This is a genomic window from Flavobacterium fragile (assembly GCF_023634865.1).
Taxonomy (GTDB): domain Bacteria; phylum Bacteroidota; class Bacteroidia; order Flavobacteriales; family Flavobacteriaceae; genus Flavobacterium; species Flavobacterium fragile.
The window spans coordinates 103,907-116,493 of record NZ_JAMLJN010000002.1 but is presented as its reverse complement, the minus strand read 5'-3'; the positions used below and the strand labels follow the sequence as shown (position 1 = coordinate 116,493).

Below are 12,587 nucleotides of genomic sequence, written 5' to 3'. Positions count from 1 at the left end.
TAATCAACGTATAACTATAAAAAAATATTGAAATTATGGTAGAGGAGCAAATTAGATATTCAGACGCTGATTTGGCTGAATTCAAAGCGTTAATTCAAGCGAAATTAGAAAAAGCTAAAAACGATTTAGAGCTTATTAAGAGTGCTTATATGAATGACTTAAACAACGGAACTGATGATACATCACCAACGTTTAAAGCATTTGAAGAAGGCAGTGAAACCATGAGTAAAGAAGCCAATTCGCAATTAGCTATTCGTCAAGAAAAATTCATTAGAGATTTAAAAAATGCCTTGATTCGTATCGAGAACAAAACCTATGGTATTTGTAAAGTTACAGGCAAATTAATAAGTAAAGAAAGATTAAAAATCGTTCCTCATGCAACTATGAGTATCGAAGCAAAAAACTTGCAACGTTAATCTTTTTACAAAATTATACTAACGCTCCGTTTGGAGCGTTTTTTATTTGATAAATTCCACTATTTTTGCAAAAAAATTGAACATGTCGTTAAAGAAAGCCTATATTTTAATCATTGCTATTTTATTAATTGATCAGATTTCAAAAATCTATATCAAAACACATTTTTTTATTGGAGAATCTATAAAAGTAATGGGTTTAGATTGGTTTCAAATTCACTTTATTGAGAATGAAGGAATGGCTTGGGGTGCTGAAATTCCTGGCGAACATGGGAAATTAATATTAACTTTATTCCGAATCGTAGCCGTAGGCGGAATTGCTTGGTGGTTATGGGATTCGGTAAAAAAGAAAGCTTCTAATTACTTAATTGTAGCAATTGCTTTGATTTTCACAGGCGCTTTAGGAAATATTATCGATTCAGTTTTTTACGGTGTCATTTTTAACGATAGTTATCATCAAGTAGCTACAGCTTTTGCTGACCAACCTTATGGTACTTGGTTCCACGGCGAAGTAGTAGATATGTTTTATTTTCCAATATGGGAAGGAAACTTACCTTCTTGGTTGCCAATTTGGGGTGGAAAACACTTCACTTTCTTCAACGCTATTTTCAACGTGGCTGATGTAGCGATTTCAACTGGTGTTGGAATTTTAATTGTCTTCAACAAAAGAGCGTTTGCTCATTCGGATAAAGAAGAAGCATTAGCTGAGGAAAATTAAAATTCGAAAATCCCCTCAGGCGTCACACAAAAATCCAATTTTACATCACTTTCGGAAACATCTTCAATTTTTTCTTCGGGAGGAAAGAAAGACAACCCAATTTTAATCGTTTCGGGTTTGCATTTGCTTAGAAAGTTATCATAGAAACCTTTTCCGTAGCCAACGCGATTTCCTTGCTTATCATAAGCTAAAAGCGGCACAAAAACCACATCAATTTTAGCATCAGGTACTTCTAAACCATCAACTGGTTCTGGAACGTTGTAACTGTTCTTTTTGATTTTAGTATTATCGGTTAATAAAAAATGCGTCATTCCTAAAGTGGCAAATTCGCACTTCGAAATGACGATTTCTTTATCTTTTCCCGCTAAAATTTGCAGCATATATTCGGTATTAATTTCTTTTTGCTCTTCAATCGTTAAAAACAAATGATAATACAATTTGTCCCAAATGTCCATACGCAACAATTGGTTCGCAATCGCCAAACTTTTGTCTTCGATTTCTTCTAGAGTTAACTTTTGCCTTTCAGCTTTTGCCTTTTGCCTTAACGATTTTTTATCCATTTACAGACGCTTTCAATTCGTCTATAAATTTAGTCAAATGTTCTACTTCTACGTGATCCATTAACACAATTTTGTACCATTTGTTGTTTTCGTTGTGCTGTTGTGGTACCAAATCATATTTTTCAGCAATTTTCTCTGGAATAGATTCCGAATGAATTGTTACAATATTCATAAACGGTTCACGGAAATAGTTGATGTTTAATTTGTCTAATTCGTTACATAAAAATTGGGTGCGCATTTGTAAAATACTCACTTTTTCAAACCAACCATAAGCGCCATAAGTAAATAAAATCATCCAAACCGCCACGGCATTCGCACCAGAGCGACTTCCGCAAAGGGTTAAATCCATTCCTTCTACGTATTCGGCTTCTTTGGTTAATACGTTTTCGATTAAGCCTTTTCGGCAAACAAAAATTCCAGTTCCGTATGGAGCTTGTAACATTTTGTGTGCATCAATCGTAATCGAACTAATTTTAGGATTACTAAAGTTAATATTCGATTTTTGATTGCTAAACGGATACACAAATCCACCATAAGCGCCATCAATATGCAAACGATACGTAGCATTATGTTTTTCCAATGCCGAAGTATACACATCTGGATTATCAACTGAACCAAACATGGTAGTCGCCATATTAGAAACGGCGATGAAGTATTTTTTACCTTTATTTTTAGCTTCCGAAATGATGTTATCTAAAGCAACTGCATCAATTTCACGATTTTCAAACCCGACCGGAATTTTCAACCAATCGATTTGCAATAAATTAGACGCTTTTGGAATCGAATAATGCGTGTCTTCCGAAGCTAAAATAGCGATTTCGTCTAATTTTGCATCGAAATTGTGCATGAATTCATTTCTAAAAACCCAAATAGCTTGAATGTTGGCTTCCGTTCCACCAGGAGCGATGTAACCGTCGAATTCGTTTTCTTTAGCTTTAAAAATATCAACGGCAATTACGTTTAAAACTTCACGCTCAATTTCTTGAGTGCCATAAAATGCTTTTTCCGAAGTACCAAAAGTGTGACAACCAATGTTATTTGGATTGGCAACATAGGTTTGAAGCGTTGGTGCATCTTTCAAAAAAGGAGCATCATCATAAAAAACGCGACCATCTAATTTAGATGCAGGATAACCCAAAGAAGCGTCTTTTGAGAAATTTACATTATCGTGTAAAGCCTTTTCAATACGGGCTTTTCTTTCTTCGTGTGTAAGTTTTTTCCAGAAGTTCATACCTAAAAATTTTGACGAAATTACAGGTACTAATCCAATAAAAACATGATAATTGTTAGCTTTCCGATTCTAAATGGGTAGAAATGTGAAAAATAGCATCGCCTTGATAAATAATGGGTGCATCATTTACATTAATAATATAACCTTCATGAGGTGCTTTTACTTTATGTTCGATTTTTCCATAAGGGTCAGAAATAGTAGCCAATAATTCGCCTTTTTTGACAAAACTTCCTACGGTGGTTAAACCATGAAACATGCCAGAATATTTCGCTCTAATCCAACTGGATTTTTCGATGTAAATGGTTTTATTTTGTGGATTAGTTACTTTCTTTCTTGGATTTAGCATTTCTAAATGATGTAAAAAACGTTTAGTTCCTTCCACTGCTTCTTCGGTAACTTGAAGATTTAAATCCAATGATTTTCCTCCTTCAAAAAGCAGCATTTTAACGCCTAATCTATCGCAAGAATTTCGAAACGAACCCGAAATATTCTTCGAATACAAAGTAAAAGGCGCATTAAAAACATCGGAAAGTTCTTTTAATTCAGGGTTTTCAGGTACAATTCTAATTTGAGGCGCATTAAATCGACTGGCACCACCAGCATGAAAATCAATCGCATAATCTACGTGCGGAATAATGTCTTTCAAAATATAATACGCAAAACGACTCGCTAAAGAACCTGTTTTACTACCAGGAAAAACCCGATTCAAATCGCGACCATCTGGAAATTCACGTGTTTTATTGATGAATCCGAAAATATTGATAATTGGAATGCAAATTATAGTGCCGCGTTTTGGTTTGTTGATTTTTTGAACAATTAACTGACGCACAATTTCAGTTCCGTTGATTTCATCGCCATGCAAACATGCGGTGAATAAAACTGTTGGACCATCAAGTTTTGAACGTTCCACAATTATTGGAATTTTCAATTTGTTCATGGTGTGCAACTTGGCAATTTCCATGTTAATGGTTTTGCTTTCACCCGCTAAAATGGTTTCTTTAAGGATTACAAGTGGTTTTGAGGCTGTCATTTTTAAAATCTAAAGTGTTAAAAATACAAAACAAATCTCATTTAGGAACACAGATGTAAGAAATTTGAGAAATGAAAAGTTTAAATGAAAATAATGTAAGTTGTTATGCCACAGATTTCAAAGATTTTCAGGATTTGAAATTGAGATAAATTTAAAAAAGTACAACGCCTCGGTGTATCTCTTTCAACAGAATCAACATCAAAAAAAACCTCTGTGAATCTCTGTGTAAAAACAAAGCTCAAATCTAAGCAGCAAAGCATCCGTTTCATCCGCGTGCCAATTCAAACAATTCTCTTATCTTTGTTCTTTACCTCTTTTTTAAAAATGCAAACACCATTAGAACTTCAAATCCAAACCTTGCCCGATAATCCGGGTGTGTATCAATATTATGATAAGGAAGGAAAAATTCTATATGTTGGGAAAGCGAAAAACTTAAAAAAACGCGTTCAATCGTATTTTACGAAGAATCACGATAATTATAAAACTTCGGTTTTAGTTAAGAAAATTGTGACTATAAAACACATTGTTGTTCCTACAGAAACCGATGCGTTATTATTGGAAAATAATCTGATAAAAAAATTACAACCACGTTATAATGTGTTGCTTCGTGATGACAAAACCTATCCTTGGATTTGCATTAAAAACGAACGATTTCCACGAATATTTTCTACTCGAAAAATGATTAAAGACGGTTCGGAATATTTTGGACCTTACACCAGTTTTAAAACGGTTCATACGATTTTAGATTTAATTAAAGAATTGTATCCACTACGAACTTGTACTTACGATTTATCGAAAGCGAATGTTGATTCAAGGAAATTCAAAGTTTGTTTGGAATATCATATTGGCAATTGTAAAGGCGCTTGTGAAGGATATGAAACGGCTGAAAACTATCAAAATCAAGTCGAAAAAATCCGTCAAATTTTGAAGGGAAATTTCAAAGAAAGTTTGAAAGATTTCAAAAAATTAATGACTGATTTAGCGATGGAAATGAAGTTTGAAGAAGCGCAAAAAATCAAAGAAAAAATCGAGGTTTTAGAAAATTACCAATCGCGTTCTACGGTTTTAAATCCGAAAATTACCAATTTGGATGTGTTTTCTATTATTTCCGATGAAACGATGGCGTATGTGAACTTTTTACAGATTTCACATGGAGCTATCGTTCGTTCGCATACGTTGGAATTAAAGAAAAAATTAGACGAAACCAACGAAGAATTATTGGAATTGGCCGTTGTTGAATTACGCGAACGTTTTCATTTGAATGCACGAGAAATTGTGGTTCCTTTCCCAATTGATTTAGGCGAAAATATAAAAGTTACGGTGCCGCAATTGGGCGATAAAAAGCAAATTTTAGATTTATCAGAGCGTAACGCTAAATTTTATCGATTAGACCAATTAAAACAAATTCAGATAGTCGATCCAGAACGTCATACGAATCGCATCATGGCGCAAATGCAAAAAGATTTGCGTTTATCAGTTGAGCCAAGACATATCGAGTGTTTTGATAATTCGAATATTCAAGGAACCAATCCAGTTTCGGCTTGTGTGGTGTTTAAAGATGGAAAACCGAGCAAGAAAGATTATCGTCATTTCAATATCAAAACGGTTGAAGGCCCAAATGATTTCGCTTCTATGGAAGAAGTGGTTTATCGAAGATACAAACGCATGTTAGATGAAAATCAACCATTACCACAATTGATTATTATTGATGGTGGAAAAGGCCAATTATCTTCGGCTTTAAAAAGTTTGGATGATTTAGGTTTGCGTGGAAAAATTGCCATCATCGGAATAGCTAAACGTTTGGAAGAATTGTTTTATCCAGGCGATTCGGTGCCATTGTATTTGGATAAAAAATCGGAAACCTTAAAAGTGATTCAGCATTTACGAAACGAAGCACACCGATTTGGAATTACGCATCACAGAGACAAACGAAGTAAATCGGCTTTGACTAATAGTTTAGAAAGTATTCCGGGTATTGGAGAAAAAACGATGATTACATTAATGAAACATTTTAAAAGTGTAAAAAGATTACAAAATGCTGATGAAAAAGCTATTTCGGAAGTGGTAGGTGTTTCAAAAGCCAAAAAAATTTCCGACTTTTACAAGACAATTCAATCTGAAACTAAATAATGAAAAAACTCTTCTTGTTTGTAAGCCTACTATTTTTAACCCAAATCAGCTTAGGACAAGAAAACACGCGACCAAAAGTTGGACTCGTACTTAGTGGTGGTGGTGCAAAAGGATTGGCACATATTGGCGTGCTAAAAGTAATCGATTCGTTAGGAATAAAAATCGATTACGTAGCAGGAACTAGTATGGGTGCGATTGTAGGTGGATTGTACGCATCGGGTTATAATGCAGAACAATTGGATTCTATTTTTTCTAACGTTGATGTTGATGCCTTACTTCAAGATTATACACCAAGAGAAGCTAAATCTTTTTACGAAAAGCGAAATGACGAGATCTATGCTTTAACGCTTCCATTTAACAAGTTTAAATTGGGATTGCCGAAAGGACTTTCTAAAGGATTGTACAATTTCAATTTGTTGTCTTCTTTAACACAACATGTAAGTCATGTTCGTGATTTTAAACAGTTACCCGTTCCGTTTTTATGCATTGCAACAGATGCAGAAACGGGTGAGAAGGTAGTTTTAGATTCAGGAATCTTAGCACAAAGTATGATTGCTAGTGGTGCGCTGCCTACCTTATATAGTCCATTTGAAATTAATGGAAGACTTTTAATTGATGGCGGTGTTGTGGATAATTATCCTATCGAGGAGTTAAAATCAAGAGGGATTGATGTAATTATTGGTGTTGATGTTCAGGATGGATTAAGAACAAGAGAGCAATTAAAAGATGTTACTTCTGTTTTGGTACAAATCAATAATTTTTCTATGATTGAGAGAATGGAAGGAAAGCAAAAGGCAACAAATATTTATATAAAGCCCGATATTAAAGGATTTACGGTGGTAGCTTTTGAAAAAGGAAAGGAAATTATTGAAAAAGGAAAGCAAAAAGCATCTGAATTTATTAAAGAACTAGCTCCTTTTGGTAATTTAAACACACCTAATGATAGAAAAGTGATGATTCAAGATTCTATTTACATAAAGGAAATTACCTTTAATAAGCTAGATAATTTTACAAGGTCTTATGTTTTAGGAAAATTGAGGTTTAAAAATAATTCAAAAGTTTCAACAGCACAGTTGCATAAAGGTATTTCAAATTTAAATGCTACACAAAACTTTAGCGGTATAAATTATTCCTTTGAAAAAAAGGATAATGGAAACAAGTTGATGTTGCAATTAAAAGAAAATGATGTAAATACTTTCTTGAAATTTGGATTACATTATGATGGTTTATTTAAAAGTGGAGTTTTACTGAATTACACAAAAAAGCGATTGATTGCAAAAAATGATGTCGCATCTTTTGATTTGGTTTTGGGAGATAACATTCGATACAATTTTGATTACTATATTGATAATGGTTTTTATTGGAGTTTTGGCTTTAATTCTAAATTAATCACTTTTAATAGAAACATTACAAGTAATATTAGCAATGAAGTTGTTTTTAATGATGCTTTGAATGCCATAAATGTTGATTTTTTAGATCTGAGTAATCAAGCATATTTGCAAACAATTTTTGCGCATAAATTTTCACTAGGTGCTGGCATAGAATATAAATGGTTAAGGTTAGAGTCTGAAACACTCCAAAATGTTGCTCCAGTATTTGAAAACAGTAATTATTTGTCTGTTTTTGGCTATATGAAATACGATTCTTTTGATAAAAAATATTTTCCCAGAACTGGTTGGAATCTTAATTCTGAACTTCGTTCTTATGTTTATTCATCGGGTAATAATAATGATTTTGAACGTTTTTCTATTAGTAAATTTGATTTAGGGGTTGTTCTAAGTCCAATAAAAAAAATATCTGTTTTGTTACAATCTGAAGTTGGATTTAAAATTGGAAGAAGTTCTACACCGTTTTTTGATTTTATTCTTGGCGGTACTACAGTTAGAGAGGTAAATAACTTTAAACCGTTTTATGGATATGATTTTTTATCGATTTTAGGAAACAGTTATATAAAAGGGAGTTCTACGATTGATTATGAATTCTATAAAAAAAATCACATAAATTTTTCATATAATGTAGCAAATGTGGGCAATTTTATTTTTGATGCTACAAAAAAATGGATTGATAAGCCTCGATATTCAGGCTTTGCCTTAGGCTACGGGTTAGAGACAATATTAGGCCCTATTGAACTAAAATATAGTTGGTCTCCAGAGACTAGTAATAGTTATTTTTGGGTAAATGTTGGCTTTATTTTTTAATAAAAAATAATTTTTTAAAAAATTAATTAAATTATTATAAATTTGGGAACTTAATCATTTAACTACTACTATGTCAATTTGGAGAGTAAAACCTGTTTCTGCTTTTGAAGCAGACATGAAAAAAAGTCAATTAAAGAGGGTTCTAGGTAAATGGAGCCTTACTGCTATTGGTGTTGGGGCAATTATTGGTGGAGGAATTTTCGTTCTGACTGGAACAGGAGCCTATTATCATGCAGGTCCTGCACTAGCTATTTCTTTTATAATTGCAGGTATAGCCTGCGTTTTTGCAGCATTGTGTTATTCTGAATTTGCTTCCATTTTACCTGTTGAAGGTTCAGCATATGCCTATGCCTATGGTACAATTGGAGAAATCTTTGCTTGGATTATCGGCTGGGGTTTAATTTTAGAGTATGCGATGGGTTCAATGACTGTGGCCGTTTCTTGGTCGGGATATTTTAATAAGCTTCTCAAACTTTTTGGTTTAGAACTTCCTACATGGCTTACGACAGATCCTGCAAGTTATACTGGAGAAGGATTTTCAATGAATTTACCAGCGTTTTTAATTGTCCTTTTTGTAATTTCAATTTTAATCAAAGGTACAAGTAGCGCCGCAAAAGCAAACAATTTAATTGTTATTTTAAAAGTTTCTGCTATATTATTTGTAATTATTGCAGGAGCATTTTTTATAAATACTGATAATTGGGATCCGTTTATTCCAGCTGCTACTCAAATAGTTGAAAAAGAAACAACTCATAATGCGTATGGTGTAGCGGGTATTATTTCTGGAGCTGCAGCTATTTTCTTTGCTTACGTAGGATTTGATGCTGTATCAACACAAGCAGGTGAGGCTATAAACCCTAAAAAAGATTTACCATTTGCTATCATCGCATCTTTGTTAATTTGTACTATTTTATACATTTTGGTTTCATTAGTATTGACAGGAATGATGAATTATCAAGATTTTGATCCACTAGGAAAATATCCTGAAGCTATTAAAGCGCCTGTGGCTTATGCTTTTGACATTGCTGGTCAAGGTTGGGCAGGTTTTATTATTACTATTGCAGCAACCGTAGGTTTAATTTCAGTTTTAATGGTAATGATTATGGGGCAATCAAGAATTTTTCTTGGAATGTCTAAAGACGGTTTGATCCCTTCTGTATTTTCAAAAATTAATCCTATTTCTGGTACACCGCAAACTAACTTAATGATTTTAGGAGGTTTTATTGCTGTTGTGGCGGCTTTTACACCAATTAGTAAGTTAGCAGACATGACTAGTTTTGGAACTTTATTTGCTTTTACAATGGTTTGTATTGCCGTGTGGATTCTACGAGTGAAACAGCCAAATTTAACTAGAACCTTCAAAGTTCCTGCATTGCCTGTAATAGCAGTTTTAGGAATTTTAATTAATACTTATTTAATGTTTAATTTAAGTAAAGAAGCTCAAATTCTTTCATTAGGATGGCTAGCTATAGGGGTAGTAGTTTACTTTCTTTATGGAAAACGAAATTCAAAACTCGAAAAGCACGAATAAAAAAAGAGCCACTTTTAGTGGCTTTTTTTATTTTTTTACGATATTTGTTGAGATAAATTATTTTATGAAACCAGTTTTTAAAAATTTATTAGCATACTTAAAGTTCCTCATCAAGAGGAATCCTGAATGATTTTTTATTACGCCAATTTCTAGATTTTAGTTGCAATTGGCTCTTCGACATATTTACTTAACTATCTAAAAAAGTTAAAAAATGCCAATATATCATAAATTAGGAAAAATTCCTCACAAGCGTCATATTCAATTCCGTAAACCTAACGGGGATTTGTATTATGAGCAGCTATTTGGTACAGTAGGTTTTGACGGAATGTCAACAAATATGTATCACGAGCATCGTCCTACACAAGTAAAGGAAATTAAAAGACAATACAGTGTTGCGCCTAAAATTGCTAAGGCAAATAATATTCAATCGTATCGATTACGCGGTTTTGAAGTAGCGCCACAAGATGATTACTTAGAAAGTAGAAAAATCGTGCTTACGAATTCCGATTGTCATATTGTTTTGGCAGCTCCAAGAAAATCAACAACCGATTATTTTTATAAAAATACGGATTCTGATGAGGTAATTTTCATTCACAAAGGAACCGGAAAATTAAGAACCATGTTAGGGAATTTAGATTTCAAATATGGTGATTATCTGGTTATTCCTAGAGGGATGATTTACAAAATGGATTTCGATACTGAAGATAACCGTTTGTTTATTGTAGAATCACATTCGCCAGTTTATACGCCAAAACAATACAGAAACTGGTTCGGACAATTGTTAGAACATTCTCCGTTTTGTGAAAGAGATATTCGTCGTCCAGAAGAATTAGAAACCTATGACCAAAAAGGCGAATTCTTAATCAAAATCAAAAAGAAAGACGAAATTTTCGAATTAGTTTATGCAACGCATCCTTTTGATGTGGTTGGTTACGATGGTTTTAACTATCCATATGCGTTTTCAATTCACGATTTCGAACCAATTACAGGAAGAATTCATTTACCACCACCAGTACATCAAACATTCGAAACGAATGCTTTTGTGATTTGTTCGTTTGTTCCAAGACTTTATGATTATCATCCGTTATCTGTTCCGGCACCTTACAATCACAGTAATATTGATGCCGATGAGGTATTATACTATGTAGATGGTGATTTTATGAGCCGAAATGATATTGAAGCAGGACACATTTCATTGCATCCAGCAGGAATTCCTCATGGGCCTCATCCAGGAGCAGCGGAAAGAAGTATTGGTAAAAAAGAAACATTAGAGTTAGCCGTAATGGTAGATACCTTCAAGCCTTTAATGGTGACCGAAGAAGCAATGAAAATTGCAGACGATAAGTATTTCCAGTCTTGGTTAGATAAATAAAACAATAATTTAAAAACACAACTTTAGGATAATTTCCTTAAAAACACAATTATGGCACAAGAAATAAAATCAGTAGAGTACGGATTAGAAAAAATATTTGAAGGAGCACAAGACTTCTTACCATTATTAGGAACAGATTACGTAGAATTTTACGTAGGAAATGCAAAACAAGCAGCACATTTTTATAAAACAGCATTTGGTTTTCAATCGTTAGCTTATGCTGGATTAGAAACCGGAGTGAAAGATAGAGCATCTTATGTTTTAGTCCAAGACAAAATAAAATTAGTGTTAACCACCGCTTTAAAAAGCGATTCTCCAATAGGAGAGCATGTTAAAAAGCATGGTGATGGAGTAAAAATTGTAGCGCTTTGGGTAGAAGATGCTAGAAAAGCTTTTGAAGAAACTACTAAGCGCGGAGCAAAAGTGTACATGGAGCCTACAGTGGAAACAGATGAGTTTGGTGAAGTTGTAAGAGCAGGAATCTATACGTATGGAGAAACTGTTCATATGTTTGTTGAGCGCAAAAACTATAATGGAACTTTTTTACCAGGTTATAAAGAATGGAAATCAAATTACAACCCAACACCAGTAGGTTTAAAATTTGTTGACCATATGGTGGGGAATGTAGGTTGGAACGAAATGAATGTTTGGGTAAAATGGTATGAAGATGTAATGGGATTTGTAAATTTCTTATCGTTTGACGACAAACAAATTACTACAGAATACTCTGCTTTGATGTCAAAAGTAATGAGTAATGGTAACGGAAGAATTAAATTCCCAATTAACGAACCAGCTGAAGGAAAGAAAAAATCTCAAATTGAAGAATATTTAGATTTCTACGAAGGACCAGGAGTACAACATATTGCGGTGGCAACAGATGATATCATTTCGACAGTAGCTGAAATGCGTGCTAGAGGAATTGAATTTTTAAGTACACCTCCTCAAGCGTATTATGATGCAATTCCTGAAAGATTAAAAGATCACATGTCTAAATTTAAAGAAGATATTAACGAACTTCAAAAATTAGGCATCATGATTGATGCTGATGATGAAGGTTATTTATTGCAAATTTTCACGAAGCCAGTAGAAGATCGTCCTACACTTTTCTTCGAAATTATTCAAAGAATGGGGGCTCGTGGATTCGGTGCAGGTAACTTTAAAGCTCTTTTTGAGTCAATTGAGCGTGAGCAAGAATTGCGAGGCACATTATAAAAACGATTATTTATTAACAAATCTTTAAATTACAACGTTGTAGTGGTGTTGTTTTTGATAAAAATATGTTAAAGTTGAAATTTAACTAAGAATAATTCAAAAAACATTTTTACATTTGCACTCGCAAAATAGGGAGGTAGTTTGCCTTGTTTTGCAAGTAAATTTTCATAATTTATAGTTTTTTGGTTGGTT

10 protein-coding genes are annotated in these 12,587 nt (G+C 33.4%); 7 read left to right on the top strand and 3 right to left on the bottom strand.

The window, feature by feature from the left end:
* Window positions 1-35: 35 nt before the first annotated feature.
* Together NAT47_RS02955 and NAT47_RS02950 are read left to right on the top strand one after the other, a co-directional pair.
* A complete protein-coding gene (locus NAT47_RS02955; protein WP_026725150.1) occupies window positions 36-416 on the top strand; it encodes a TraR/DksA family transcriptional regulator in 381 nt (126 codons plus the stop codon).
* An 82-nt stretch (window positions 417-498) separates the two neighbouring features.
* Complete coding sequence (locus NAT47_RS02950; protein ID WP_250580134.1) at window positions 499-1,131, top strand: lipoprotein signal peptidase; 633 nt, start codon at window positions 499-501, stop codon at window positions 1,129-1,131.
* On the opposite strand, the gene NAT47_RS02945 is transcribed toward NAT47_RS02950, so the two are convergent.
* Genes NAT47_RS02945 through NAT47_RS02935 form a run of 3 tightly spaced genes read right to left on the bottom strand, consistent with a single transcriptional unit; the run spans window position 1,128 to window position 3,952 of the window.
* Window positions 1,128-1,691 (bottom strand): 5-formyltetrahydrofolate cyclo-ligase, encoded by a 564-nt coding sequence (locus tag NAT47_RS02945; protein ID WP_250580132.1) that lies wholly within the window; start codon window positions 1,689-1,691, stop codon window positions 1,128-1,130. The genes NAT47_RS02950 and NAT47_RS02945 overlap by 4 nt on opposite strands.
* Entirely contained in the window at window positions 1,684-2,922 is a 1,239-nt protein-coding gene (locus tag NAT47_RS02940) for a pyridoxal-dependent decarboxylase (RefSeq protein WP_250580130.1), read from the bottom strand. Before NAT47_RS02940 ends, NAT47_RS02945 begins: the two co-directional genes overlap by 8 nt.
* Before the next feature lie 55 nt (window positions 2,923-2,977).
* The gene (locus tag NAT47_RS02935; RefSeq protein WP_250580128.1) at window positions 2,978-3,952 is read right to left on the bottom strand and encodes a succinylglutamate desuccinylase/aspartoacylase family protein; all 975 of its coding nucleotides are present in this window, start codon (window positions 3,950-3,952) and stop codon (window positions 2,978-2,980) included.
* Window positions 3,953-4,276: 324 nt separating this feature from the next.
* Between NAT47_RS02935 and uvrC the strand changes: the two genes are divergently transcribed.
* From uvrC to hppD, 5 genes are all read left to right on the top strand, one after another.
* Window positions 4,277-6,082 carry an excinuclease ABC subunit UvrC gene (gene uvrC / locus NAT47_RS02930; protein WP_250580126.1) on the top strand — a complete coding sequence of 602 codons (1,806 nt, stop codon included), beginning with the start codon at window positions 4,277-4,279 and terminating at the stop codon, window positions 6,080-6,082.
* Window positions 6,082-8,280 (top strand): patatin-like phospholipase family protein, encoded by a 2,199-nt coding sequence (locus NAT47_RS02925; protein WP_250580121.1) that lies wholly within the window; start codon window positions 6,082-6,084, stop codon window positions 8,278-8,280. Before uvrC ends, NAT47_RS02925 begins: the two co-directional genes overlap by 1 nt.
* Window positions 8,281-8,350: 70 nt before the next feature.
* On the top strand, window positions 8,351-9,811 hold the full coding sequence (locus NAT47_RS02920; protein ID WP_250580120.1) for an APC family permease: 1,461 nt from the start codon (window positions 8,351-8,353) through the stop codon (window positions 9,809-9,811).
* Between the two features lie 211 nt (window positions 9,812-10,022).
* Window positions 10,023-11,183 (top strand): homogentisate 1,2-dioxygenase, encoded by a 1,161-nt coding sequence (locus NAT47_RS02915; protein ID WP_250580119.1) that lies wholly within the window; start codon window positions 10,023-10,025, stop codon window positions 11,181-11,183.
* A gap of 51 nt (window positions 11,184-11,234) precedes the next feature.
* Window positions 11,235-12,395 (top strand): 4-hydroxyphenylpyruvate dioxygenase, encoded by a 1,161-nt coding sequence (hppD, locus tag NAT47_RS02910; RefSeq protein ID WP_250580118.1) that lies wholly within the window; start codon window positions 11,235-11,237, stop codon window positions 12,393-12,395.
* Window positions 12,396-12,587: the final 192 nt, after the last annotated feature.

What these genes read in the sequence shown, in the direction of transcription:
- NAT47_RS02945 (WP_250580132.1), bottom strand. Translation starts at nt 1,691, where the DNA reads ATGGATAAAAAATCGTTAAGGCAAAAGGCAAAAGCTGAAAGGCAAAAG.
- NAT47_RS02940 (WP_250580130.1), bottom strand. Translation starts at nt 2,922, where the DNA reads ATGAACTTCTGGAAAAAACTTACACACGAAGAAAGAAAAGCCCGTATT.
- NAT47_RS02915 (WP_250580119.1), top strand. Translation starts at nt 10,023, where the DNA reads ATGCCAATATATCATAAATTAGGAAAAATTCCTCACAAGCGTCATATT.
- NAT47_RS02950 (WP_250580134.1), top strand. Translation starts at nt 499, where the DNA reads ATGTCGTTAAAGAAAGCCTATATTTTAATCATTGCTATTTTATTAATT.
- NAT47_RS02935 (WP_250580128.1), bottom strand. Translation starts at nt 3,952, where the DNA reads ATGACAGCCTCAAAACCACTTGTAATCCTTAAAGAAACCATTTTAGCG.
- hppD (WP_250580118.1), top strand. Translation starts at nt 11,235, where the DNA reads ATGGCACAAGAAATAAAATCAGTAGAGTACGGATTAGAAAAAATATTT.
- uvrC (WP_250580126.1), top strand. Translation starts at nt 4,277, where the DNA reads ATGCAAACACCATTAGAACTTCAAATCCAAACCTTGCCCGATAATCCG.
- NAT47_RS02920 (WP_250580120.1), top strand. Translation starts at nt 8,351, where the DNA reads ATGTCAATTTGGAGAGTAAAACCTGTTTCTGCTTTTGAAGCAGACATG.
- NAT47_RS02955 (WP_026725150.1), top strand. Translation starts at nt 36, where the DNA reads ATGGTAGAGGAGCAAATTAGATATTCAGACGCTGATTTGGCTGAATTC.
- NAT47_RS02925 (WP_250580121.1), top strand. Translation starts at nt 6,082, where the DNA reads ATGAAAAAACTCTTCTTGTTTGTAAGCCTACTATTTTTAACCCAAATC.